The organism is Plantibacter sp. M259, from assembly GCF_006065115.1.
Lineage (GTDB): Bacteria > Actinomycetota > Actinomycetes > Actinomycetales > Microbacteriaceae > Plantibacter > Plantibacter auratus.
The window spans coordinates 2,292,666-2,316,338 of the sequence record NZ_CP040750.1; the positions used below are offsets into that span (position 1 = coordinate 2,292,666).

At 69.0% G+C, this 23,673-nt stretch carries 24 protein-coding genes; 17 read left to right on the plus strand and 7 right to left on the minus strand.

Annotation, left to right across the window (positions count from 1 at the left end):
* Positions 1–38: 38 nt before the first annotated feature.
* Both FGL15_RS10680 and FGL15_RS10685 read left to right on the plus strand, forming a co-directional pair.
* A complete protein-coding gene (locus FGL15_RS10680) occupies positions 39–746 on the plus strand; it encodes an ABC transporter ATP-binding protein (RefSeq protein WP_085511157.1) in 708 nt (235 codons plus the stop codon).
* Positions 743–2,053, plus strand: a complete 1,311-nt coding sequence (locus FGL15_RS10685) for an ABC transporter permease (RefSeq protein ID WP_138946016.1) — start codon at positions 743–745, stop codon at positions 2,051–2,053. Before FGL15_RS10680 ends, FGL15_RS10685 begins: the two co-directional genes overlap by 4 nt.
* A 179-nt stretch (positions 2,054–2,232) precedes the next feature.
* Here FGL15_RS10685 and FGL15_RS10690 read toward each other — a convergent pair whose 3' ends face one another.
* Positions 2,233–3,564: an FAD-dependent oxidoreductase gene (locus FGL15_RS10690; RefSeq protein WP_138946017.1), complete on the minus strand. Its 1,332-nt coding sequence runs from the start codon at positions 3,562–3,564 to the stop codon at positions 2,233–2,235.
* Positions 3,565–3,750: 186 nt separating this feature from the next.
* On the opposite strand from FGL15_RS10690, the gene FGL15_RS10695 reads away from it, so the two are divergent.
* The 3 genes from FGL15_RS10695 to FGL15_RS10705 all read left to right on the plus strand — a co-directional run bounded on the left by FGL15_RS10695 (position 3,751) and on the right by FGL15_RS10705 (position 7,025).
* The gene (locus FGL15_RS10695) at positions 3,751–4,218 is read left to right on the plus strand and encodes a hypothetical protein (RefSeq protein ID WP_138946018.1); all 468 of its coding nucleotides are present in this window, start codon (positions 3,751–3,753) and stop codon (positions 4,216–4,218) included.
* Positions 4,219–4,959: 741 nt separating this feature from the next.
* A complete protein-coding gene (locus FGL15_RS10700) occupies positions 4,960–6,231 on the plus strand; it encodes an HNH endonuclease signature motif containing protein (protein ID WP_138946019.1) in 1,272 nt (423 codons plus the stop codon).
* Positions 6,232–6,581: 350 nt separating this feature from the next.
* Positions 6,582–7,025 (plus strand): BLUF domain-containing protein, encoded by a 444-nt coding sequence (locus FGL15_RS10705; protein ID WP_240773506.1) that lies wholly within the window; start codon positions 6,582–6,584, stop codon positions 7,023–7,025.
* Between the two features lie 31 nt (positions 7,026–7,056).
* On the opposite strand, the gene FGL15_RS10710 is transcribed toward FGL15_RS10705, so the two are convergent.
* Together FGL15_RS10710 and FGL15_RS10715 are read right to left on the minus strand one after the other, a co-directional pair.
* On the minus strand, positions 7,057–7,770 hold the full coding sequence (locus FGL15_RS10710) for an HAD family hydrolase (protein WP_138946020.1): 714 nt from the start codon (positions 7,768–7,770) through the stop codon (positions 7,057–7,059).
* Between the two features lie 96 nt (positions 7,771–7,866).
* Positions 7,867–8,421 carry a hypothetical protein gene (locus FGL15_RS10715; RefSeq protein WP_138946021.1) on the minus strand — a complete coding sequence of 185 codons (555 nt, stop codon included), beginning with the start codon at positions 8,419–8,421 and terminating at the stop codon, positions 7,867–7,869.
* Between the two features lie 99 nt (positions 8,422–8,520).
* Between FGL15_RS10715 and FGL15_RS10720 the strand changes: the two genes are divergently transcribed.
* The 8 genes from FGL15_RS10720 (at position 8,521) to FGL15_RS10755 (ending at position 15,488) form a co-directional block, all read left to right on the plus strand.
* The gene (locus FGL15_RS10720) at positions 8,521–9,270 is read left to right on the plus strand and encodes an ABC transporter ATP-binding protein (RefSeq protein WP_138946022.1); all 750 of its coding nucleotides are present in this window, start codon (positions 8,521–8,523) and stop codon (positions 9,268–9,270) included.
* Complete coding sequence (locus tag FGL15_RS10725) at positions 9,270–10,094, plus strand: hypothetical protein (protein WP_138946023.1); 825 nt, start codon at positions 9,270–9,272, stop codon at positions 10,092–10,094. The genes FGL15_RS10720 and FGL15_RS10725 overlap by 1 nt, the downstream gene beginning before the upstream one ends.
* A gap of 14 nt (positions 10,095–10,108) precedes the next feature.
* A complete protein-coding gene (locus FGL15_RS10730; RefSeq protein WP_138946024.1) occupies positions 10,109–11,332 on the plus strand; it encodes a serine hydrolase in 1,224 nt (407 codons plus the stop codon).
* Positions 11,333–11,403: 71 nt separating this feature from the next.
* On the plus strand, positions 11,404–12,672 hold the full coding sequence (locus tag FGL15_RS10735; protein ID WP_168223370.1) for a sensor histidine kinase: 1,269 nt from the start codon (positions 11,404–11,406) through the stop codon (positions 12,670–12,672).
* Entirely contained in the window at positions 12,669–13,331 is a 663-nt protein-coding gene (locus tag FGL15_RS10740; RefSeq protein ID WP_138946026.1) for a response regulator transcription factor, read from the plus strand. Before FGL15_RS10735 ends, FGL15_RS10740 begins: the two co-directional genes overlap by 4 nt.
* Before the next feature lie 175 nt (positions 13,332–13,506).
* Positions 13,507–13,893: a mCpol domain-containing protein gene (locus FGL15_RS10745; RefSeq protein WP_138946027.1), complete on the plus strand. Its 387-nt coding sequence runs from the start codon at positions 13,507–13,509 to the stop codon at positions 13,891–13,893.
* A complete protein-coding gene (locus tag FGL15_RS10750) occupies positions 13,874–14,638 on the plus strand; it encodes a hypothetical protein (RefSeq protein WP_138946028.1) in 765 nt (254 codons plus the stop codon). The genes FGL15_RS10745 and FGL15_RS10750 overlap by 20 nt, the downstream gene beginning before the upstream one ends.
* Positions 14,639–14,912: 274 nt before the next feature.
* A complete protein-coding gene (locus tag FGL15_RS10755; RefSeq protein ID WP_138946029.1) occupies positions 14,913–15,488 on the plus strand; it encodes an HIT family protein in 576 nt (191 codons plus the stop codon).
* Positions 15,489–15,522: 34 nt separating this feature from the next.
* Here the strand turns inward: FGL15_RS10755 and FGL15_RS10760 are convergent, their stop codons facing one another.
* Entirely contained in the window at positions 15,523–16,482 is a 960-nt protein-coding gene (locus FGL15_RS10760; RefSeq protein ID WP_138946030.1) for a YafY family protein, read from the minus strand.
* A 93-nt stretch (positions 16,483–16,575) separates the two neighbouring features.
* Between FGL15_RS10760 and FGL15_RS10765 the strand changes: the two genes are divergently transcribed.
* From FGL15_RS10765 to FGL15_RS10780, 4 genes are all read left to right on the plus strand, one after another.
* Positions 16,576–16,941, plus strand: coding sequence for a VOC family protein (locus FGL15_RS10765; protein WP_138946031.1), 366 nt, complete (start codon positions 16,576–16,578; stop codon positions 16,939–16,941).
* 179 nt (positions 16,942–17,120) lie between these two features.
* Positions 17,121–18,164 carry an ABC transporter substrate-binding protein gene (locus FGL15_RS10770; protein ID WP_205858604.1) on the plus strand — a complete coding sequence of 348 codons (1,044 nt, stop codon included), beginning with the start codon at positions 17,121–17,123 and terminating at the stop codon, positions 18,162–18,164.
* 29 nt (positions 18,165–18,193) lie between these two features.
* On the plus strand, positions 18,194–19,252 hold the full coding sequence (locus FGL15_RS10775; RefSeq protein ID WP_168223451.1) for an iron chelate uptake ABC transporter family permease subunit: 1,059 nt from the start codon (positions 18,194–18,196) through the stop codon (positions 19,250–19,252).
* Positions 19,249–20,010, plus strand: coding sequence for an ABC transporter ATP-binding protein (locus FGL15_RS10780; protein WP_138946032.1), 762 nt, complete (start codon positions 19,249–19,251; stop codon positions 20,008–20,010). The genes FGL15_RS10775 and FGL15_RS10780 overlap by 4 nt, the downstream gene beginning before the upstream one ends.
* Before the next feature lie 46 nt (positions 20,011–20,056).
* Here FGL15_RS10780 and FGL15_RS10785 read toward each other — a convergent pair whose 3' ends face one another.
* The 3 genes from FGL15_RS10785 to FGL15_RS10795 are packed head-to-tail and all read right to left on the minus strand — an operon-like array spanning position 20,057 to position 23,666.
* Positions 20,057–20,500, minus strand: a complete 444-nt coding sequence (locus FGL15_RS10785) for an META domain-containing protein (protein WP_138946033.1) — start codon at positions 20,498–20,500, stop codon at positions 20,057–20,059.
* Between the two features lie 47 nt (positions 20,501–20,547).
* On the minus strand, positions 20,548–21,471 hold the full coding sequence (locus FGL15_RS10790) for a PhzF family phenazine biosynthesis protein (protein ID WP_138946034.1): 924 nt from the start codon (positions 21,469–21,471) through the stop codon (positions 20,548–20,550).
* Entirely contained in the window at positions 21,435–23,666 is a 2,232-nt protein-coding gene (locus tag FGL15_RS10795) for an alpha-galactosidase (protein ID WP_138946035.1), read from the minus strand. The genes FGL15_RS10790 and FGL15_RS10795 overlap by 37 nt, the downstream gene beginning before the upstream one ends.
* Positions 23,667–23,673: the final 7 nt, after the last annotated feature.

Genomic DNA, 23,673 nt, shown 5'->3' on the forward strand with positions numbered 1-23,673 from the left:
GTGGTGCCGGAGCACCCGGCCCCAGACGAGGAGACATCATGCAGAGCACCACAGCGCCGCCGATCATCTCGGTCCGGGACGTCCGGCGTTCCTACGGTCGCGGTCAGAACCGGTTCGACGCACTGAAGGGGGTGAGCTTCGACATCCACGCCGGGGAGAGCGTCGCGATCGTCGGGAAGAGCGGTTCCGGCAAGTCCACGCTCATGCACGTGCTCGCGCTCCTCGACGCACCGAGTTCCGGCACCGTCGAACTCGAGGGGGTCGACACGAGCACCCTCCGCGGTCGCCGCCTCAACACGACCCGGAACAAGACCTTCGGGTTCGTGTTCCAGCAGTTCTTCCTCACCGCCAACGCGACGGTGCTCGAGAACGTCCTGCTCCCGATGAAGATCGCCGGCGTCCGCCGCGGTGACCGACGTCGCCGGGCGCTCGCCGCACTCGCCCAGCTCCAGCTCGAGGACAAGGCGCGGAACCGCGCGGTGAACCTCTCCGGCGGGCAGAAGCAGCGGACGGTGATCGCCCGCGCGCTCGTCAACAACCCGCGGATCATCTTCGCCGACGAGCCGACCGGCAACCTCGACACGGCGACCGGTGCCGTCGTGGAGGACATCCTCTTCTCCCTCAACCGGGAGAGCGGCATCACCCTGATCGTCGTCACGCACGACGAGGAGTTGGCGGCACGCTGCGATCGGCGGATCCTCATCCGCGACGGACTGCTCGTCGAGGACGAGGCGGTGGCCGCATGAGAACCGTCGACCTCATCGGGACCGCCGTCGCGAACACGTTCCGGTCCAAGACCCGGACCATCCTGACCATCCTGGCGATCTTCGTCGGAGCGTTCACCCTCACCCTCACCAACGGGCTCGGCACCGGCATCAACGCCTACATCGACGACACGGTGTCGAGCGTCGGCGCGTCCGACACGATGACCGTCACCAAGACGGCCGACACCGGCGGCGGGTTGGGTGCGACGGCGAGCGGGCCGAAGGAGTACGACCCGGACGCGGTCGCCTCCACCGGTGCCGGCGCGCCGGGATCGACCGTCGTCGCCCTCACACCGACCGATCTCGACGAGCTCGGCGGGATCGACGGCGTCCTCGACGTGCAGGCCGTGAAGTCGATCTCGACCGACTACATCGAGTCGGACGGCGGCACGAAGTACGTCGTCGGTGTCGGTGGACTCATCTCCGGGCAGAGCGTCACGCTGCTGGACGGTGCACAGCCCGACGACGACACCGACACGCTCCAGCTCGTGCTCCCCACGTCCTATGTGGAGCCGCTCGGCTTCGGAAGCGACGCCGACGCGGTCGGGCAGACGGTCACGGTCGCGATCACGGATGCGCAGCGCACGCAGCACACCGTGGACGCGACCGTCGTCGGAGTCGCCGAGGAGAGTCTCGCCTCGCCCACCGGTGCCTCGATCGTGCCGAACGCCGCGCTCACCGACCTCCTCTACGCGACGCAGAACATCGGCGTCCCGTCCGACCAGGTCGAGCGGTACGCGCAGGCGTCCATCCGGTTCAGCGCGGACGCCACCGACGAGCAGGTCACGGCGCTGAAGGACCGACTGGCCGACGCGGGCTACACCGGCACGACCGTCGCGGACCAGCTCGGCACCATCAAGACGGTGATCGACGGGATCGTCCTCGTCCTCAACGCCTTCGCGATCATCGCCCTCCTCGCGGCCAGCTTCGGGATCGTGAACACGCTCCTCATGTCCGTGCAGGAGCGCACCCGTGAGATCGGGCTGATGAAGGCCATGGGGATGGGTAGCGGGAAGGTCTTCGGGTTGTTCAGCCTCGAGGCCGCGTTCATCGGCTTCCTCGGCAGTGCGATCGGCGTCGGCATCGCGGTGCTCGCCGGCACCGGCATCAGCGCCGCGCTGTCCGGATCGCTTCTCGCCGACCTGCCGGGCCTCGACCTCATCGCGTTCGACCCGGTGTCGCTCGGGATCATCGTCCTGGTCGTCATGGTGATCGCGTTCCTCGCCGGCACCCTGCCCGCCGCCCGTGCCGCCAAGGCCGATCCGGTGGAGTCGCTCCGCTACGAGTGATGCGCGGAGGAAGGTCCGTGGTGGCGGCTGTGGGGCGTTGCGGAAGCGGCGCCCCACAGCCGCGCCGGCGCCAGGTTGAGGAGCAGCGCCGGCGCAGACGCTCAGGTCGCGTCTGCAGCGTCCACGTTACGACCAGCGGCCGTCCCGTCGTCGGAGGTTGAGGCTCCGCGCCCGCTCTTCTACGCTTCGCGCTCGCGCTTCTCCGCTTCGCGCTGTGGGGTGGTGACGTGCTCGGGCCTGAGCCCGATCCCGATGAATCTCGCCGCAAGCGGTCGGACGACGGGTCCGGCGAGCCGCATGAGGCGGATCACCCACCGCGGCGCGATGTGGGCGCCCGTGGTCGTGCGGGAGATCACCCGATGCCCCGCTCGCTGGATGCGCTGCATGATCCTGACCGGCCGCTCACGTCGACGTTGGACGGCCGCGAGGACCTCGGACGGTGCGTCCCCTGCGGCGAGGTGGCCGGCGATCGCGTTGGACAGGGCGACCGCGTCCTGGATCGCGTAATTGACCCCGACGCCGAACATCGGTGACATCGCGTGCGCTGCGTCGCCGATGGCGATGAAGCCCGGGCGGTGCCACCGGTCGAGGCGGTTGAGCTGGACCGAGAGGAGCTTGACCTGGTCCCAGTCGGTCAGGGTGTCGACGACCGGACGCAGGACGGGCGCGGCATCGACGATCCGGCGGCGGAGTGCCGGCAGGCCCTCGGCTTGGAGCAGCTCCGCGCCGCCCTTCCGGATGACCATGCCGGACTGGTACCGGTCGCCCCGGTCGATCGTGAGCACCATGCCGCGCGGCGAGAGGTAGGCGAGGGTCGGGGGTGGAGGGTCGGCCGGCTTCGGCAGGCTGAACCACAGGACGTCGATCAGGACGCCGCTCTCGTCGGGGATGAGTCCGGCCGCGTCGCGGAGGGCAGAGGTGCGTCCGTCCGCCGCGACCGTGAGGGTGGCTCGGATCTCGATGTCGGTGGAGGAGCTGGTCGCCGGGTCGGTGCCGGTCGCTGGGTCGTCGGCGGTCGTCGTGGTCGCGTGCAGGCCACGCACCCGGCCCTGCTCCATGATCAGGCTGGTCGCCTCGGTGCGGAGACGCAGCTCGAAGTTCGGCAGCGCGGCGGCCTCCTCGGCGAGGAAGTTCAGGAAGTCCCACTGTGGCGCGAGGACGAGGAAGCGGTCGGGTGCTGGCAGGGTGCGGAAGTCGACCATCGTCATCCGCATGCCGTCGATCACGGCGTCCATCGTCTGCAGCCGGTTGAGCGGCAGCCGGAGGAACCGCTCGCGCAGGCCGAGCTCACCGAGCAACGTGATGGTCGACGGGTGGATCGTGTCGCCGCGGAAGTCGCGGAAGAAATCGGCGTGTTTCTCGAGCACGGTCACGCGGAGGCCGGCCCGGGCGAGGAGGTAGCCGAGCACCATGCCGGCCGGACCGCCACCCGCGATGACGCAGTCGCGGTCGGCGGTGTGGTCGGCGGCGTGGTCGCCGTGATCGCTGTCGGTGCGGGTCGTCGGTTTCATCGAATTGCTCCCGTCGGTCTCTTCCGGACACTACTCCGGAACCCATATCGTCGACATCATGCGTCTGTTGCAGCGGGTGGGAGTGCCGCTTCTCGTGTCCGGAACGATCGTGCTCGCGCTGGCGGCGTGTACTGGCGGGGTGGGCCCGGTGGTGGTTCCGCCGGCAGTGCGTCGCCCGCTGCGTCGGTGCCGGCGGAGACGTCGAGCGGGGGCTCGGGAGACGGATCGTCCCTGCAGGTCGACTGCGCGGCGGTGGAGGCGGCCGTCGCGCCGTACATCGAGGGACTCGTGGCACGAGAGGACAACGGGGCGGACGAGTACGGGACCATCTGCGGCTGGGAGGCGCCGGAGGGGACGATCGATGCGGCGGACATCCGGTCGGTGGAGGTCGTCGTGTCGCCCGAATCGAGCGAGGCGCTGTCGGCCGATGAGCTCGCCGCTGCCGGGCTCACGCCGATCCCGGATGCGACCATCGAGGCTGCCGGAGGGACCGCTTACAGCGCGACGGTCGAGACCGGTGTCGCCGCGGTGATCGTCACGACGGTGGTGCTGCCGGAGACGGAGGTGTCGGTCACCGGCGGCCAGTGGGCCGGTCATCCGTCGCTCGACGGGCCGGCCGCGGTCGCCGTCGTGAAGGCGCTCATGGGCCGGTGAATGGCCCGGGAGCCGCCGAGCCCCCGGTCCCTGAGCAACCCTCGCCCGTACCTGAGCAACCCTCTCCGGTCCCTGAGCCTGTCGAAGGGCACTCGTAGGCACTTCGACAGGCTCAGTGACCGGAAGAGGTGCACCCGCACTCACTCCGGTCTCCGAGCAGCCCTCCCCGGTCCCTGAGCCTGTCGAAGGGCGCACGAGGAAGCGTCCAAGACCAGTGACACCCATCCGGTCCCTGAGCCTGTCGAAGGGTACTCGCAGGCACTTCGACAAGCTCAGTGACCGGAAGAGGTGCACCCGCACTCACTCCGGTCTCCGAGCAGCCCTCCCCGGTCCCTGAGCCTGTCGAAGGGCGCACGAGGAAGCGTCCAAGACCAGTGACACCCATCCGGTCCCTGAGCCTGTCGAAGGGTACTCGCAGGCACTTCGACAAGCTCAGTGACCGGAAGAGGTGCACCCGCACTCACTCCGGTCTCCGAGCAGCCCTCCCCGGTCCCTGAGCCTGTCGAAGGGCCCACGAGGAAGCGTCCAAGACCAGCGACACCCATCCGGCCTCTGAGCCTGTCGAAGGGTACTCGCAGGCACTTCGACAAGCTCAGTGACCGGGACAGGCGCACCCGGCTTCACCCCATTTCTCGAGCACCCTTCGCCGGTCCCTGAGCCTGTCGAAGGGCGCACGAGCAACTTCCACAACCGCCCCCACTAGGCATCTGGAATGTCAGTGGTCCATGATGGACTTGTTCCATGACCGAGACCACCGCCGCCGCGATCCGCGCGAGCGACGAATACGCCGCGCAGCTGGCGGAATTCTCGGACCACTACGCGGACATCCAGCGTCGGCGTGCTGCTCTCGACGCCGAGGAGGCCCGCCTCCTCGCTCGCTCCGCCGCCTATGCGGACGCTTTCGCCGACGCCACGGTTCCGGCCATCTTCCCGCCGGCCGAGCGCCTGGCGCTCTCCCGCCGTTCCACCTGCGCGGCCCTCGCCATGGCGACGCGCACCCCCGAGCAGACGGTTCAGCGGGCGACGAACGACGCCGAGCGCCTCGTCAACGACGCACCAGCCGTGCTTGCATCACTCGAGGCCGGCCGTATCTCGGCCCGGCACGCGCAGACGATCATCGACCAACTCAGTGACGTGCCGACAGCGGGGCGGGCGGTGTTCCTTGCTGAAGTTCTGCCGGTTGCGGAAGAGTCCACCAACGCAAACCTCCGTCGGCGCGCCCGCGTGCTCCGCGAGCGTCTCCACCCCGAGTCGATCACCGCCCGCACGGTCCGATCAGAAGCAGACCGTCGGGTGGAGTTCGAACCCGCTGCGGACGGCATGGCCTGGGTGCACCTCTTCACCACAGCACCGATCGCGCAGGGCATCATCGAGCGCGTCGAGGCGGCCGCGGCCGAGTCACGCGCAGCCGGCGACACGCGCACCTGCGCCCAACTGCAGGCCGACGCCCTCGCGGCGCTCGCGCTCGCCGGTGTGACCCCGGAAGACGTGATGTCGAGCCCGGTCCTCCCGCACCCGATCGAGGTCCAGGAGCACATCAAACCGACCGTGCAGATCACCGTCCCGGCACTGAGCATGGCCGGCGTCTCCGACGCACCCGGCATGCTCGATGGGTACGGTCCGATCGACCCGGAGACCGCCGCACGTATCGCGGTGAACGCGCCGAGCTTCACCCGGATCCTCGTCCAGCCGGAAACCGGCGCAGTCCTCTCAGTGGGGCGGAACCAATACCGCGTTCCGGCCGACCTGCAACGCGCAGTGCGCCTCCGGGACGGCAGTTGTCGGGCACCTGGCTGCGGCAGACGAGCCAGAGCCTGCGACCTCGATCATTCCGTCGCCTGGGAGGATGGCGGCACGACAGATGTCGGCAATCTCGCCTGCCTCTGCCGACATCACCATCGGATGAAGCACCTCCCCGGCTGGAACCTCCAACACGCGCCCGGCGGGGTCCTCGAGTGGACGACACCCGACGGGAAACACCACAGGACAGAACCCGATCCCGCACCGTTCTGACCTCCACCGGTCCCTGAGCCTGTCGATGGGTTCCTCGTGGGCACTTCGACAGGCTCAGTGAGCGGGAGCGGTATGCCCGGGACGATGAGGCGTCCTCGTGGGCACTTCGACAAGCTCAGTGACCGGGAGAGGTGTACCCGGAACCGATTCGGTCCCTGAGCCTGTCGAAGGGCACTCGGGGTGCGCTGCCTCAGTGGCCGGGGAGAGGTGTGCCCGGAGCGTTGAGGGGTCCTCGTGGGCACTTCGACAGGCTCAGTGACCGGTAGAGGTGTGCCCAGAACGTCTCGGTCCCTGAGCCTGTCGAAGGGCTTCCGGGACCACCTCCGCACCCCGCCGGGTAGGCTCCAAACGTGGGCACCGACGAAGACCAGATGCTGTCACTCGTGTACGCGAGCACGGCGACACAGCCGTTCAGCGACGACGACCTCACCGCCCTGCTCGCCGTCTGCCGCGAGAACAACGCCCGCGAACAACTCACCGGCATGCTCGTCCACCGCGACGGCCGGTTCCTGCAGGTCCTCGAAGGACCGGAGCCTGCCGTCCGTGAGCTGATGGTCACCCTCTCCGCCGATCCCCGTCACACCGGCATCCGCGTGATGTTCGAGGAACCCATCCGCGAACGGCAGTTCGCCGCCTGGACCATGGGCTTTGAACGCGCCGACACCGGCTCCGCCGCAGAGCTCGACGGCTACCGCGACACCTTCGACGACCTCGACCGCGACGACCCGACCGCCACCATGCGCGCCCTGCAGGAACTCGCCCGCTGGTTCCGCAGCCGCGCCACGCGGAGCTGAGCCGCGCTCAAGCCCGCGTTCCCACCCGCAGTCAGCCCGCGAGCTTGCCGATCGGGCTGTCCTCGAGGTTCGCGAGCAGCTCGGCGACGTCACCGTAGACCGCGACCGCACCGGCGTCACGGAGCTCCTGCTCACCGAAGCCACCGCTGCGTACCCCGATGCACTCCACGCCGGCCCGCGCAGCCGCCTCGATGTCCCAGACGGCATCGCCGACCATGACCGCTCGCGACGCCGGCACGCCCGCACGATCGAGGGCGACCTCGACGATGTCGGGCTCCGGCTTGGCGGTCTCCACGTCGCCGGACGAGGTCGCCGCGAAGATCGCGTCGTCGACGTCGAGCAGGTCCCGCAGGATCTCGAGCTCGTTCTCCGGAGCCGAGGTCGCCAGCACGACTGCGATCCCGCGGCCTGCCAACTCGCCGAGCAGCTCGCGCGCACCGCCGATCACCCGCAGCCGGGAGGTGTTCTGAAGGTAGTACTCGCTGTGCAACTCCTTCGCCCGATCGCCGTACTGCTCGACCTCGTCGGAACCGTCCAGCAGCGATTCGAGCAGCTCATCGCCGTCCTTCCCGATGGAACGATGGATGCGCCACGCGTCGACCGGCCTGCCGGCATCGGCGAACGCGCGATCCCACGCGTCGACGTGCAGGTAGTTCGAGTCGACGAGTGTCCCGTCGATGTCGAAGAGCACCGCGATGCGGTCGTCGGAGTTGTCGGGGACGGTGGTGTCAGCTGGTTCGGACATGCGTCCAGTCAAACCCGCGAGCCCGCGATTGTGAAGCGGTGGTCATTCGCCGCAGAACGTGCGAGCCCGCGGACGCGGCAGCACGCCCCACGCCCGTTACTGGAACCGGCTGGTGAGGATCACCGAGCTGGTCGCATCGTCGAGGAGCACCTGCGTCGAGCGGCCGTCCTGTGAGAAGGCGTCGTCGAGAGCGGACGAACGCACGAACGGTCCCGGCGGCAGCGCGTCGTCGAGTCCTGGGTCGAGGTCCGGGAGCTCCGCCTCCGCGTCCGAGCCCGCCTCACCGGGTGCGAGCGCGCGCAGTTCCGCGTACCCGGCCTCGTCCAGGACGACGATCGCGTCGATCCAGTACGTGCTCGGGCCCGGCACCCGCTCGTCACCCATGGTCCCCGACATCCAGGTCGCCGAGAGCGCGGAGGCGAGCTGTGGGAAGCGCTCGGTGAGCGGGCCGAGCTCGTGGCGGATCTCACCGGTGCCCGAGCGGGTGGCGGAGTCCGATGCCGCTGCGGATGCAGCCGTCGTCCGGTCCGGCGAAGGAGACGACGCGCAGCCGGCGAGCAGACCGGCGACCACGGCGACCACCGCGGCCACGACGGTCGCGCGCGGCGCGAGACGGTGACGTCGATCATGCATCCGAGCAGTCGTGTCCATGCCAGCAGCCTAGAGGTCGTCGATCACTGTCCGTTCGGCCAGCCCGGGACTGTGCGGCAGGCGGGGGTGCCCGGAACGGCTTGCGCCGAGGCTGGAGCCATGAACCTCTCCACCGCCCATCCCATCGAGGCTCGCGGGCTCCGCAAGACCTTCCACGGTCGCCCGCGCGTCGATGACGTGTCCTTCACCGTCGACCCCGGCCGGGTCGTCGGACTCCTCGGCCCCAACGGCGCCGGGAAGACCACCACCATCCGGCTGCTGCTGGGACTCGCCCGTCCCGACGCGGGGGACGGCCTCATCCTCGGCCGCCCCTACCGCGAGCTCGAGCAGCCGGCGCGCACCGTCGGCGCCGTCCTTGACGCGGGCGGACTCCACCCGACTCGCACCGGGCGGCAGCACCTCCGCATCGCCGCCGCGCGGATCGGAGTTGACGCAGCCCGCATCGACGCGGTCCTCACCGAGGTGGGGATGGCACGCGACGCCGACCGCCCCGCCGGCGGGTACTCGCTCGGGATGCGTCAGCGCATCGCGATCGCCGCAGCTCTCCTCGGCGAGCCGGCCGTGCTCATCCTCGACGAGCCGTCGAACGGCCTGGACCCGGCCGGCATGCAGTGGCTCCGCCTCCGGCTGCGTGCGTTCGCCGACGCGGGTGGGACGGTCCTGCTCTCGTCCCACCTCCTCTCCGACGTCCAGGACATCGCAGACGACGTGGTCGTCATCACCGACGGGCGAGTCGTGGCCCAGTCGTCGATGGGCGACATCCTCGCCGCATCGGGCGGCGACCTCGAGGCGTACTACCTCCAGGTCACCGGAACGGCCCAACTCACCGAGAACAGGGAGGTGCGCTGATGTTCCGCGCCGAACTCATCGGACTCGTCACCACGACCGCGACGAAGGTCACCGCGGCGGTCGCCGTCGTGGGACTCATCGTCACGCAACTCGCCTTCGTCACGCTCATGCCCGCCCTCGCCGACGGCGAGATCGGCCCTGGCCTCGACGCCCTCGGGAGCGACTTCCCCGTCCTGGACCTCGCCTCCCGCGCCGTCCAACTCGACGCGCTCAACCCCCTCGGTGCGTCGATGGGCAGCGGCTCCATCGGCGTCGCACTCCTGGCGATCACCCTGCTCGGTGTGCTCGCCGGCACGAGTGACGACCGCTACGGCGGCATCGTCGGTGCTGTCCTCGCCTCGCCGAAGCGGTTCCGCATCGTCGCAGCCAAGGCGGGCGCGGTCGCACTCGTCGGCGCCGCCCTCGGTGGCGTGCTCGCCCTCGTCAGCCTGGTCACGCTCGTGATCACCCTGGGCGCGACCGGGACGCCGTTCGTCCTCGGTCTCCCGGACCTCGGAGCACGGTTCGGGCTCGGTGTCCTCGCCGTCACCGCCCTGTCGGTCATCGGCCTCGCGGTCGGACTCATCGTCCGCACCCAGCTCGCCGGCGTCCTGACGATGATCGCGATCCTCATCCTCGAACCGGTCGTCGTCTCCTCGATCCAGCTGATCACCGGCGGCATCGTGCCGGTCTGGACCCAGTTCCTGCCCGTCGCCCTCGCCCAGGGCGTCATCCACGGCGGAACGGACGGGCTCGGACCGATCGTCGTCATCCTCGCCCTCGTGGCCCTCACCGCCGCCCTCACCGCGGCCGCATCCGCTGCGCTCTCGCGCCGCGACATCTGAAAGGAACCACCCACATGAACGACCAGACCCAGACCCACACTCAGACCAAGACACAGCACCAGACCCGTCACCGCACGATCATCGCCGTCTCGGCCGCCGCCGCGCTGCTCGCCGGAACCGTCTCCCTCAGCGCCTGTTCCAGCGCCACGGAGCAGACCGCTGGGCCCGGCTCCGAATCCGGCCCGCTGCAGGACCGGATGCAGTCGCTCGTCGACGCCGGCTACCCCGCGGCACTCGCCTCGGTGATCGGACCGGACGGCGAGGCGATCGACGTCGCGGCCGGCATCGGTGACCTCGCGACCGACGAGCCGGCCCCGGTCGACGGCGAGGTGCGGATCGCGAGCAACACGAAGATGTTCGTCTCGACCGTCGTCCTGCAGCTCGTCCAGGAGGGGAAGGTCGCGCTCGACGCCCCGATCGACACCTACCTCCCCGGGCTCATCACCGGCGACGGCATCGACGGCACCCGCATCACGGTCCGTCAGCTGCTCCAGCACACGGCGGGGCTCCCCGAGTATGCCGACCAGATCGCCGCCGATGCGTTCGCCGCGCAGGAGCGCTACACCTCGCCCCGCGACATGCTCGACATCGCCCTCGCCAAGCCGGCCGTGTTCGCGCCGGGGGAGCGGTGGGCGTACAGCAACACGAACTACCTCGTGCTGGGGCTCATGGTCGAGCAGGTCACCGACCGGGCGCTCGCCCAGCAGATCGATGAGCGCATCGTCAAGCCGCTCGACCTCGAGCACACCTACTTCCCGGCGCCGGGCGAACGCGAGCTGCGCGGTGAGCACCCCCACGGGTACCACGCGAAGACCGTCGGCGACCTCCTGGACATCACGGCCCTCGACACCTCGTTCGCCTGGTCCGCCGGTGCGCTCGTCTCGACGCCGCACGAGCTCAACGTCTTCATGAAGGCCCTGCTCGACGGTGAACTCCTGAACGAGGAGACCCTCGCCGAGATGCAGACCACGGTCCCGGCGGGTGACGAGCTGTGGCCGGGAGCGGGCTACGGGCTCGGCCTGCAGAGCTACCCGCTGAGCTGCGGCGGCGTGGCGTGGGGCCATGGCGGCGACATCCCCGGAACCCAGACGCGCAACGCGGTCGGTCCCGACGGCACGGCCGTCACCATCGCCGTCACCTCCCTGCCGTGGGCGGTCGTCTCGCCCGACGACAACGAGCGGTTGATGAAGCAGTACCGGATCGTCGTCGACGCCCTCGACGCGACCCTCTGCGAGTGATGATCACTTCCCACCGGACGCCGAGCGCCGGCCCCCGCCGGGGTCGGCGCTCGGCGTGGTTGACTCGACCCATGACCTCTCCCGCACGGCCCGCCCCGCTCGCGGCCCGTCTGCACTCGGCGCTCCCGCCGGTCCTGGTCCTCGCCGGCGCGGTGGGGTACCTCGGGGTCGTCCCGTGGGTCGACGAGCTGCACGCCGTGCCGGGTCAGGTGTCACCGTGGGCGCACGCGGGGCTGGTCGTGCTCCAGGCCATCGCCCTGCTCTTCCGGCGTCGGCACCCTGTCGCGGTGTTCGGCGTGGCGGTCCTCCTCGACCTCGTGGTCCTCGGGTCCAGTGGTGGCGAACTCGGGATCGGCTCGTTCGGCGTGATCCTCGCCACCTACGCGCTCGCTCGGCACGAGGAGCGGCGGACGGTCATCCGCGCGCTGGTGGCCGGCGCGGTCGCGACGACGGTGGTCGGCGGCATCGCGATGATCTTCGGGTCGTCCGAGCAGCCGCTCATCCTCGTGTTCGCGGCCGTTGCGCGCATCGTGTTGCAGTACGTGCTCCCGGCCGGTGTCGCCGAGTACGCCAGGGGTCGCGAGCGCCTGCTGTCGGCGATCGAAGACCAGGCGCGCATGGCCGAGAACGAGCGTCGGATCAGCGTGCAGAACGACCTCCGCGCGGAACGCACCGCCCTCGCGCGGGAGCTGCACGACATCGCCGGACACCACCTGTCGGGGATCATCGTCAGCGCGCAGGCGGCCAGCGCTCTAGTGGAGCGCGACCCGGAACGCGCTCGGGAGATGCTCCAGACGGTGCAGTCGGACGCACGGACGACGCTCGTGGACCTGCGGCGGACGGTCGGCCTGCTGCGCAGCGACGACGCGGACGCCCAGGGCGGCGGAGACGGATCGACCCTCGGGCCGGCGACCACTCCGACGATCGCGGCGATCCCGGAACTCGTCGAGGCGGCGCGGTCACGGGGGCAGCACGTCGCGTACACCGTGACCGGAGAGCCTCGTGTGCTGGGTCCGCTCGCGGAGACGGCCGCGTACCGGACCGTCCAGGAGTCGCTGGCGAACGCCGCCCGGCACGCGCCCGGAGCCGTCTGCCGTGTGGCGGTGCGGTTCGAGGCGGACGCGATCGAGCTCACCGTGACGAACGCCGCGTCGTCGCACCGGCCTGCGTCGCCGTCGCGCGACGGCTACGGTCTCTGGGGCATGCGCGAGCGTGCCGAGCTCATCGGAGCGCGATTGACCGCGGCGCCGACGGACGACGGCGGGTGGCGCAACCGCCTCACCATCCCCGATGAGCACCGTCCTGACGACCGTCCCGACCAGCACCGGAGTGACCAATGATCCGCCTCCTCATCGCCGACGACCAGGCGGTCGTCCGCGCCGGCCTCTCGGTGATCCTCGGTGCCGAGCCCGACATCGAGGTGGTGGGTGAGGCGATCGACGGCGCCGACGCTGTGCGGTTGGCGAAGGAACTGCGACCGGACCTGATCTGCATGGACATCCGGATGCCGGGCACGGACGGGATCGCGGCGACCCGCACGATCACGGCGGACCCGGAGCTCGACGCCGACGTCCTCATCCTCACGACGTTCGACGTCGACGCGGACGTGTTCGCCGCGCTCGAGGCCGGTGCAGCAGGTTTCCTGCTGAAGGGCGCGGACGAGGCGACGCTGCTCGCTGCGATCCGATCCGTCGCTGCAGGGGAGGGGACGCTCGACCAACGCCTCACCCGTCGCATCCTGCGCGAGTTCTCGGAGCGCCGGCGCGAGGCGTCCGCGGCCACGATGGCACCGGCGGAGTCGCCGCTCACCGAACGCGAGTTCGAGGTCCTCGACCTCCTGGCGCAGGGACTCTCCAACGCTGAGATCGCCGACCGCCTGTTCGTCGAACCCACCACCGTGAAGTACCACCTCGCCGGTCTCCTACAGAAGACGGGAGCGCGTGACCGCCTCCAGGCCGTGCTCTGGGGCATCCGCGCGGGCCTCGTCGACCCGCGCTGAGGGCCGGATGGCGAGCCGTGAAGACGCAATAAAACTGTCGGTGGTGGATCTGCCTGGGTTGCATTGGATGCAAGAACCCAGGACGTACGAGCAACAACAAGGAAGCCCAGGTGACTGAGTTGCACCGTGACACGGGCATGTAGGGTTCTGTGCCCGATGCCGGTACCCTCTACCTGTGATCGACAGTGCACCGAGGCAATACCTCTACTTCGACGGCGATGATGTTGGCGCGGCCATCGAACTCTGTCTGCTAGAGGAGGATGTTCCGGGCGCGCACCTCGTGAGCACGCGGGTATCAGACGGTATTGAAAGGCTCGCGGAGGAGTTGCGATACTCCTTTCGCGCGAGGATCATTTTCGCCGCTGGCGACGAAGTGCTGGCGGTGACAGATTCGGAGGTCGACCCCACGTTAGTCCAGCGTTTTCGCGCCAAGTTCGAGACAACAACAGGTCGGACCGTTTCGTGCGGCATTGGTACGTCAGCAGCGGATGCGACTCGACAACTGCATCTTGCGAAACTTCATGGTAAGAACCAGACACGTCGTGGCGGTAACGATGCCTAGCAGGGTCGTAATTCTGGCTTCCTCCGTACAACCGGATGTTTACTTCAATATCATCGCCTTCAACGCGAGGCAAAACGTGCGCGAGTTTGTTGTCGCGGTGATAGACCCACCCACGCTGCCATCTGGATCCTCGAGTGACGCGGTTCAGAAAAGGCTACAGGATTTGGTGAATCGCTTATCCGAATCGAAATACCTCAAGGTTACAACTGAGGCAACGACAATGATTCCATTGGTGAACCCGGAACCTATGGCAACATTTCTCGCGGAGGTGAACTGGTATTCTCTGCAGATTACATATCGGTCGGTCGCTGAATCAGACCTGAAAGAATTTCTGGATGAGGAGCAACAAGCCGGGGCAGCGTTTGACGTGACTGCTTGTCGCAACACTGCCCTGGCCGGCGCGGTCGCTTGGCTTGTCTCCCGCGGTGGTGCGCCGCTCCATTCACTGGAGGTGAAGCGTCCATTTAGACACGACGCTTCAGATTTGCTCCCGTACCTCGATCAAAGCGACTACGCATACCCGGAATTGTCGGCGTCGAAGCTGATCCGAGCTGCTACCCGCCGCGTCAATCGAGGCACGCTGCGGAAGAAGACTTTCTGGATCCTCAGTGTCGTGGGCGCAATTCTGGTTGGCGCTCTGTCGTACTTCGCGCCTTCTGAGCTCTCGACTCCCATACTGACCGCAGCAGCGGCGTTTGCGACCGTCATGTCCGCCGTAGCGATACTCGTGCGAAATCCTGCATAACGCGTCCCGGAGTAGTTCCTCAACAGTGGGCAGGCCGCTACCAGATCAACCGTTCTTCGCAGGTTCGTGACGGGTCGAGCTGATGATCTCGGGAAACGATAGCCTCGCTAGTCGGGCAGGGTCGTCCTTGTGACGCTAGTAACTGAGAACAGTCACGAGCGCTGCCGAAGTATTTTGAGCGCAACTACTCAGGACGCACTCATACGGACGTGCGTCAGTCGCACTATGCGTCGTCGCGTCTCGGAGTACATCGAGGATGTGCCGGTGGTAGTGGATGTTGTGGTTCCAGCGGACCGCCGGCTCATCTTCCATCGGTCAAGACTGCCCGGTCTCCAGCGACGGCTGCAATCGGTCGTTTACCGTGGAAGCCATGTGGTGGTCGGATGGCGAATGGGAAGCGCTGACGGCGGCCGAGCAATGCGGCATGTGCGCGGACGCACACTTGCCGACGAACGAGCACAGTGCCCTCATCGCGACAACCAGCACGAGTCACGTACGGCTCGCTCGAAATCAACACCACGCCGGATACAGCCTCGTGATCCTTCGAGAACATGTCGTCGACATGTCGGAACTCCCGCCAGAACAGCTCGCGAGGTTTTGGGCAGATGTGCAATGTGCGGCACGTGTCATCGATGGTGTCTTCCGATCGAAGAAGATCGACTACCTCGTCATGGGCCACCGGATGCCCCACCTGCACTGTCACCTGCTCCCTCAGCACGCGACCGACGATCCCCTCAGGAATGTGAACATCGCAGACGGCCCGACGTATCTTCCACCTGATGCGTTCGATGCCGCGATCGCCGCGCTCCAGCGAATGTGGGAGTCGTCGGAACCTCCACTCGGTAGATAGCCCTCGTTGACGTTTACGGCCGCTACGCGAACCGTCAGGCGGGCGGTGTGTTGTGTCGGCTGATGAGATCTGTTGCCAGTTCGACGATGCGTTGGCGGGCGCGTTCGGGGGCGAGCACTTCGATGTGATCGCCGAATTGTAGGAGCTGGCGTACGGACTCGACTTCGGGGTAGCTGACCGTGAACAGGTGCCACCCGTCTTCACTTGATCCGGTCGCTTGCAGACGGCTGCCCAAGATGCGTCGGGCGAGGTCGACGCGCGTTCCTCGCAACCTGACCGTAACCTCGACTTCCCCAGGGCCCTCGGAGCGGTGCTTCAGTTCGGCCCAGACCGATCGCAAGTCTTGATCGGGTCGTGTCGCCGCGGGCTCGAGGAGGGCTTCATAGTGTTCAAGCCGTTCGAGGTTGAAGAGCTTCGCCGTTCCATCGTCATCGGCCACGAGATACCACCGCCCGGACTTCGAAACGAGCCCATACGGGTCGACTTCCCGACTGGTGGCGTGCTCGGCACCGCTTCGGCGGTAGTGGATTCGCAGCCGTGGGCGAGAGCGCAACGTCAACGCTAGATCTGCGACGTCGGTGTCGCGGGTTTCTGCGGCGAGCCACCCTGAGTTGTCGACGATGACGAGTTCGGCAAGGTTCGTGTCCCCGGCTGCGTTCGCAGCACGGCGGGCCGCGATCTTCCGAATGGCCATGTCGTGAGCGGCGGTGATCCCCAGTTGTGCGCGCTGCACGCTGTCGAGGCCGGCGAGCGAGAGCGAATCCATTTCGGCTGGTTCGAGATGGGACGCATTCAGGCGCGCGCCGGGGAGGAGGACGATGCCGCCGTATCTCCCTCGCTCGGCATAGACGGGTACGCCGGCCGTCGAGAGTGCTTCCACGTCGCGCAGGATCGTCCGCACCGACACCTCCAAGCGCTCCGCCAGCTCCACGCTCGTCACGCGTTGGCGGGTTTGGAGGACGAGAAGCAGGCTCAGCAGCCGGGCGGCTTTCATTGGACAAGTTTCTCGTAAAACCTGACAACAGGTGGCGTGATTGGGCGATTGGCTTGTGTGACACCGCAAGCACTACTCGACAGGAGACACCCGATGTCCGCACCCAACCTCTTTCTGATCCAGGTCCAGGATGCTGAGGCTGCCACCGCGTTCTACAGCGACCTCTTCACGATCGAACCTGATTTCACCAGCCCGAGGTACGTCGCTTTCCCGGTTGCTCCCGGCGTGCTCTTCGCCCTCTGGACCGGCCGCAACGAACACGCGGTGCCCAGCACCCCGCGCACGTTCGAGGTCGGGCTCATGGTTCCCGGTTCGGAGGCCGCCGTCGACCAGGTGTTCGAGGAGTGGAAGGCCAAGGGCGTCAGCGTCGTGGAGGAGCCACACGATGACGTCTTCGGTCGAACCTTCGTGATTGCAGACCCCGACGGGAATCTCATTCGCGTCTCGCCCGTGGATTGATGCTCGTGGCCCGCGCGCTTGTGGGAGACAACCTCCACAGCGGCGCGGGCTGCCCGGCATGCCATGGGCTGGTCGACCCGAGCTGAGCTGCGTTCGGTGGTGGGAGCGGACCGATTCGCCTCCGACACTCAGGTAAGGCTATCCTTCCTAGGTCCCGCCTCTCGAATGAAGGAGACGACGTGCACCAGCGCGCCGCCATCAGCCTCGTCCTCGCCGCGGCACTCGCCGTCGGACTGTCCGCCTGCGGCGCGTCCGAAGCGGTCGAGCCCGCATCGACCGCCGCCGCCGGGCAGGGCGCGACCGACTACCCGCTCACGCTCGACAACTGCGGCACCGAGGTCACGATCGACGCCGCACCCCAGCGGGTCGTCTCGCTCGACCAGAACTCCACCGAGATCCTGCTGTCCCTCGGGCTCGAGGACCGCATCGTCGGCACCGCCTCCTGGACGGACCCCGTCCTCGACTCACTCGCCGACGCGAACGCCGACGTCCCGCGCCTGGCCGACAACGCCCCGACCTACGAGGTCGTCCTCGGAGCCGACCCGGACTTCGTCACCGCGTCCTTCGGCCGCCACTACAACGAGGGCGGCGTCGCACCACGCGAGCGGTTCGCCGAGACCGGTGTCGCCAGCTACCTCTCGCCCACCGACTGCGACAACGGCACGAGCATCAACGGCGGCGGGACGCGCACGACCCCGCTCACCATCGACGCGCTCTACCAGGAGATCACCGAGATGGGAGAGGTCTTCGACGTCTCCGACCGCGCAGCAACGCTCGTCGCCGAGCTGCAGGGTCGCGCCGCGAAGGCGACCGAGGGTGTCGACTTCGACGGCACGACGGTCGCGTTCTGGTTCGCCGACACGAAGACCCCGTACGTCGGCGGTGGGCTCGGATCCGCCGCACTGCTCGCCTCGACCACCGGGCTCGACAACGCCTTCGGGGAACTCGAGGACGACTGGCCGGCCACCACCTGGGAAGACCTCGTCGACCGCGACCCACAGGTCCTCGTCCTCGGCGACCTGCAGCGCGACCGGTTCCCCGGCGACCGCCTCGACGACAAGGTCGCGTTCCTGGAGTCCGACCCGCTCACGAAGACCATGGACGCGGTGCGCAACCAGCGGTACATCGCCCTGCACGGCGCCGAGCTGAACCCGTCCATCCGCTTCGTCGACGGCCTCGAGAAGATCAAGGCGTGGTGGGTCGAGCACGAGGACGAGCTCTGAACCCGGAGACGGTGACGAGTGGCGACACGGTGACGGGTGGCGACACGGCACGGCGACCCGCCTCACGCGCACGCCGCGCGACGATCACCGGCCTGCTCGTCCTCGCGGGCGTGGTCCTCCTCCTCGCCTCGGTCGGCGTGGCGATCACACTCGGACCGGCGGACATCCTGCTCGTGAACGTGCGTGACATCGTCGCGAACCACCTCGGTGTCACCGACATCCCGGTGAAGCTGTCGAAGGACGCGATCGTGTGGGAGGAACGTCTGCCACGAGCCTTCGTCGCTGCAGCCTGCGGAGCCGGGCTCGGGCTCTGCGGCGTGATCATGCAGTCACTCCTCCGCAACCCGCTGGCCGATCCGTTCATCCTCGGCATCTCCTCCGGTGCGTCGACCGGGGCGGTCGCGATCGGGATCCTCGGACTCGGCGGGGCGTCGATCGGCCTCTCCGGCGGAGCGTTCATCGGCGCGCTCGTCGCCTTCGGACTCGTGCTCCTGCTCTCCCGCCTGTCGGGTGGCGGCACCGACCGGGTCGTGCTGGCGGGCGTCGCCAGCACGCAACTCTTTTCCGCACTGACGTCGCTGATCATCTTCGCCTTTGCCGACTCGGACGAGACGCGCGGCGTGATGTTCTGGCTGCTCGGCTCACTCGAGGGCGTGCGTTGGGACGACGTGGCACTCTGTGCGATCGTCGTCGTCGCCGGCTCGCTCCTGTGCCTCCGGTACGCCCATGCGCTCGACGCGTTCGCCTTCGGTGAGGACGTCGCGGCATCGCTCGGCATCCACGTCGCGAGGACGCGGGCGATCCTGCTCATCGCGACGGCGCTCATCACGGCGACGCTGGTGAGCGTCGCGGGGGCGATCGGCTTCGTCGGGCTCGTCCTGCCCCACGCCGCCCGCCTGCTCGTCGGACCCCGTCACGGGCGACTCATCCCGGCCACGGCGATCATCGGTGCGATCTTCATGGTCTGGGTGGATGCCGGCTCGCGCGTCGCATTCTCGCCGACGCCGCTGCCGGTCGGCGTCGGGACCGCACTCGTCGGCGTGCCGGTCTTCATCGCCCTGCTGGCGCGGAGACGGAGGCGCGGATGACCCTGCATGCAGAGCACGTCTCCTGGAACCGCGGCGGCGCGCTCGTCGTCGACGGCGTGACCCTGCACCCGGAGCCGGGACAGACCGTCGGCCTCCTGGGTCCGAACGGGTCGGGCAAGTCGTCGCTCCTGCGGGTGCTCCACGGCCTCGTGAAGCCGACCGCCGGACTCGTGACGCTCGACGGTGTCGACCTGGCGTCGGTCGGTCGACGGCGCATCGCGCGTTCGGTCGCCTCGGTGACGCAGCACGCCGACACCGACGTCGACATCACGGTGCGCGACATCGTGCGGCTCGGCCGGATCCCGCACCGCTCAGGACTCGGCGGTGACACCGCAGCCGACGAGACCGCCGTCGACCGCGCGCTCGCCCACGTCGGCCTGCTCGACCAAGCCGGCCGCCTCTGGCACACCCTCTCCGGAGGCGAACGTCAGCGCGCGCAGATCGCGCGGGCACTCGCCCAGGAGCCACGCGAGCTCCTCCTCGACGAACCGACCAACCACCTCGACATCCGACACCAGTTGGAGCTGCTCGACCTCGTCTGCGCGCTCCCGGTCACGACCGTCATCGCCATCCACGACCTCAACCTCGCCGCGATGTACTGCGACACGGTCGTCGTGCTGCGGGCCGGCCGGGTGGTCGCTGCCGGGGCGCCGAGCGAGGTGCTGACCGCAGCGCTCATCGCGGACGTCTACGGCGTGGCGGCCGAGGTGACGCTGGATCCCCGCCGAGGGCACCCCGTCGTCACGTTCACGCGATGATCCCACCCGCTCTGGGCACCACATGGCCCGAGCACCGTAGGCTCGCTCACTCCGAGCGCTCGAGCGTGCCGATCTCCGTGCCGCTCTCGTCGAGGACGACGAGGCTCGTGTCGGTCCAGGTGCCGGACGCTCCGCCTGACAACCAGGTGTCGACTCCCTCACAGGCCATCCGTGTGGACACCAGCGGCGCGAACTCGACCGTGTCGCCGTCGGCAGTCCACGAGCCCATGAGGCGGTTGCAGCCGTCGGTCCCCGTGACCTTGCCGTCCTCCGCGAACACCAGCGATGGGGTGTTCTGCGCGCCGGGGTCTCCCCAGACACCGACGACACCGACAGCGTCGCCCGACTCGGCGGCAGGCGCTGTGGTCGAGGCGTCGGCGCCGCCCTCGGCGCCGGATGCGCATCCCGCGAGGGCGAACCCGAGCACTGCTGCGCCGATGACACCGAGGACTGCGGTGCGCCCCCGGTTCGACCTGGTGCCTGTGAACATGTCCATCCCCTTCAGTGGGTGGCCGCCCGACCGCGACTGGCTCGATGCTAGCGCGTCGACTCGTCGCAGCCCGCGATCGGCTGCGCCGTCCCCGTCACGGTGATGCCGCCGGTGACCGGGACGTCGACCGTCAGCAGACTGGGCGCGCCGACGTGGTGGCCCTGGCGGATGAGGATCCGAGCCGGCGGGGTGAGGAGGCCGAGCGCCCGCAGGTAGCCACCGAAGGAGGCGGCTGCGGAACCGGTCGCCGGATCCTCGGTGATGGCTCCGACCGGGAAGAGGTTGCGGGCCTCGACGAGCAGCTGGCCGTCCGCGTCGATCCCGTGATCGTGTACGACCGTCACCGTCCCGGCCCAACCCTGCTCATCCATCAGCGTGCGCAGGGCGGTCGGGTCGAAGGTGAAGGCGTCGAAGACCTCCTGCTCGCGAACCGCGACGACCGGGTGCCGGTTGCCGGCGAACGATTCGCGGAGCGGCCACTGCTCGTCGAGGTCGGAAGGCTCGAGCCCGAGCAGCGACAGCAGGCGATCGGCGACCTCGGCGTCGAGACCGCGCACGGTGGGTTCGACGCTCGTGAACGACGCGGTGATCGAGCCGGTGCCGCCGTTCGTGTCGGCGTCTGCGTCGGAGGCCGTCTCGATGACGAGCGGCCCGACGTTCGTCTCCAGCGCGAAGCGTCCGACGCCACGGCGCTCAGCCAGGGCGACGGCGGTGGCGATGGTCGCGTGACCGCAGAACGGGACCTCGGCACCGGGGGAGAAGTAGCGCAGGCGCACGTGGCGGTCGTCGCCGTCGACACCCGGGTCGACGACGAACGCCGTCTCCGGATACGCAACCTCGGTGGCGATCGCCTGCATCTCGGCATCGGTGAGCGCCGAGGCGTCGAGGACGACCCCCGCAGGGTTCCCACCACCCTGCTCGGCGGCGAAGGCGGTCAGGCGGAGGATCTCGGGAGGTCGCGTGGTCGACATCCGACGATGCTACCCGCGTCGCCGTCCTCGCCGACTGCTGAGACCTCCACGATCCAGGCCCGTTCCGGTGCGGACGACGGGGTCTGGAGGCCCGAGTGCGACAGCACCGCCCCGGAGGCGACCACTCCGGTCCACCCGGCGAGCGGGCCGTCCACCTCGTCCTCCTCGCCGAACCAGGCGGGCACGGCGCGACCGCCGGACGGCTCACCGATGCGCAACGGCCGAACCCGGTAGCGACGCTCCGGGTCCAGACCGCGCAGGGTGAACCGCCCGATCCTCGCGACGTCCGAGCGGCTGAGGAACGTGAGCGAGAACAGCGCACGGGACCGGTCCTCGGCCACCACACCCGTGATCTGGAGCGCGTCGTCGAAGACGTCCTCGCGCACGAGCCTCCCCGTGTGCAACAGGTCACGCGTCCGGCGGTAGAGCCCGAACCATCCGCGCAGTTCCTCCAGTTCGGCCGGGGACGCCTGCCGCAGGTCCCACTCGACCCCGAGATGGCCGAAGAGCGCGGTCGCCGCACGGAAGGACAGCTCGTGCGAGCGGCCCGTGGTGTGCGAGCGCCCGGAGGCGATGTGGGCGCCGAGCCGCTCCAGGGGGACCAGCTGGGCGGTCCAGCGGTTGATCTGCTGCCGCTCGAGCGGGTCGCTGCAGTCCGAGGCCCACACGCGGTGCGTGCGCTCGAGGACGCCGAGGTCGACGCGTGAGCCGCCGGAGGAGCAGGACTCAATCTCCAGCTCCGGGAACCGACGCGTGAGTTCGTCCATCAACCGGTACACGGCCGCCGTCTGACGATGCACGCCGGCCCGACCGTCGGGTGCCGACCCGGCGTCGACGAGGTCGCGGTTCTGATCCCACTTGATGTACGCGATGTCGACCTCGGTCAGGATCGCGGTCATCCGTTCCAGGACGGCGGCGAAGGCCTCTGGTCGGCCGAGATCGAGGACCTGCTGGTTCCTGGCGGGGATCGGCAATCGTCCGCCCGTCTGCATGATCCAGTCCGGGTGCTCCCGGGCCAGATCGGAGTCGAGGTTCACCATCTCCGGCTCGAACCACAGACCGAACTCCATCCCCAGGCTCCGGACCCGGTCGGCGAGCGGCTGCAGCCCGTCAGGCCACACCTCCTCGTCGACGAACCAGTCGCCGAGCCCCGCGCGGTCGTGTCGTCGCCCACGGAACCAGCCGTCGTCGAGGACGAACCGCTCGATCCCGAGCGAGGACGCGACCTCGGCCAACTGCATCAGAGCCTCGGCGTCGTGATCGAAGTAGACCGCCTCCCACACGTTGAGCGTGAGCGGTCGGTCCCGTGCCGGATGGCCGGGTTGCGCGCGCAGGTGCTCGTGGAACAGCGCGGCCTGGGCGTCGAGCCCGTCCCCGTGGGCGCCGTACACCCAGGGGCTCGTGTAGGCGTCACCCCTGGCGAGGCGGATCTCGTCGGGCAGCAGCAGTTCGCCGCCCCCGATCACCTGGTCGCCGGTCGAGAGCCGTTCCGCCAGATGTCGCTGGTTGCCGCTCCACCCCACGTGGACGCCCCAGACCTCGCCCGTGGCGAAGCCGAACCCGGGGACGCCCACGTTCAGGACGAGCGGCGCGTCCGGCCCGGTCCGCCCGCGGCGGTCCTCGCGCACCCAGGCGCCGACCCGGAGCGGCGAGCGCTGCGGCGTCCGCTCCTTGCCCCACCGGCCGGCGAGGTCGAGGACCTCCCGGGCGCGAGCCGGGATCGGGAGCGCGAGATGCAGGTCGTCGAGCCGGTAGACGCCGTCGGCGACGTTGCGGAGCGTCGCGCGGACACGCAGGAGACCGGCCTCGCTCAGCTCGAACTCGATCCGGATCGCCAGGCCCGCCTCGGCGTCCTCGCCGTCGACGGTCACCGTGCGCGGGGTCACCTGCGCCGGCTCCATCGTGAACAGCGGCGACCAGTCGCGTCCGTCCCGGCTGCCGGTGATGCCCGGCCGACCGAGCCAGGCCTCGCTCTGCTCCGGCAGCACCGCGAGGCGGGTCGGGCGGTCGGGGGCGTTCTCCGTGACGAACCGCTCCGCGCCGCGCACGACATCGGCGAGCTCCGCATCGTCGAGCGGACCGAGGTCGGCTCCCCAGTGCGCGATCGACGGGAGGCGACCGTCGTGCAGGTCGATCACGACGCTCACGGCGCGCGATCGCAGGTGGACGACGGGCTGTCGGGTGTCGGTGGACATGGGGTCC

Coding starts and splice junctions, on each gene's coding strand:
- FGL15_RS10680 (WP_085511157.1), top strand. CDS start 39: ATGCAGAGCACCACAGCGCCGCCGATCATCTCGGTCCGGGACGTCCGG.
- FGL15_RS10685 (WP_138946016.1), top strand. CDS start 743: ATGAGAACCGTCGACCTCATCGGGACCGCCGTCGCGAACACGTTCCGG.
- FGL15_RS10690 (WP_138946017.1), bottom strand. CDS start 3,564: ATGAAACCGACGACCCGCACCGACAGCGATCACGGCGACCACGCCGCC.
- FGL15_RS10700 (WP_138946019.1), top strand. CDS start 4,960: ATGACCGAGACCACCGCCGCCGCGATCCGCGCGAGCGACGAATACGCC.
- FGL15_RS10710 (WP_138946020.1), bottom strand. CDS start 7,770: ATGTCCGAACCAGCTGACACCACCGTCCCCGACAACTCCGACGACCGC.
- FGL15_RS10715 (WP_138946021.1), bottom strand. CDS start 8,421: ATGGACACGACTGCTCGGATGCATGATCGACGTCACCGTCTCGCGCCG.
- FGL15_RS10720 (WP_138946022.1), top strand. CDS start 8,521: ATGAACCTCTCCACCGCCCATCCCATCGAGGCTCGCGGGCTCCGCAAG.
- FGL15_RS10725 (WP_138946023.1), top strand. CDS start 9,270: ATGTTCCGCGCCGAACTCATCGGACTCGTCACCACGACCGCGACGAAG.
- FGL15_RS10730 (WP_138946024.1), top strand. CDS start 10,109: ATGAACGACCAGACCCAGACCCACACTCAGACCAAGACACAGCACCAG.
- FGL15_RS10735 (WP_168223370.1), top strand. CDS start 11,404: ATGACCTCTCCCGCACGGCCCGCCCCGCTCGCGGCCCGTCTGCACTCG.
- FGL15_RS10740 (WP_138946026.1), top strand. CDS start 12,669: ATGATCCGCCTCCTCATCGCCGACGACCAGGCGGTCGTCCGCGCCGGC.
- FGL15_RS10755 (WP_138946029.1), top strand. CDS start 14,913: ATGTTGTGGTTCCAGCGGACCGCCGGCTCATCTTCCATCGGTCAAGAC.
- FGL15_RS10760 (WP_138946030.1), bottom strand. CDS start 16,482: ATGAAAGCCGCCCGGCTGCTGAGCCTGCTTCTCGTCCTCCAAACCCGC.
- FGL15_RS10765 (WP_138946031.1), top strand. CDS start 16,576: ATGTCCGCACCCAACCTCTTTCTGATCCAGGTCCAGGATGCTGAGGCT.
- FGL15_RS10780 (WP_138946032.1), top strand. CDS start 19,249: ATGACCCTGCATGCAGAGCACGTCTCCTGGAACCGCGGCGGCGCGCTC.
- FGL15_RS10785 (WP_138946033.1), bottom strand. CDS start 20,500: ATGTTCACAGGCACCAGGTCGAACCGGGGGCGCACCGCAGTCCTCGGT.
- FGL15_RS10790 (WP_138946034.1), bottom strand. CDS start 21,471: ATGTCGACCACGCGACCTCCCGAGATCCTCCGCCTGACCGCCTTCGCC.
- FGL15_RS10795 (WP_138946035.1), bottom strand. CDS start 23,666: ATGTCCACCGACACCCGACAGCCCGTCGTCCACCTGCGATCGCGCGCC.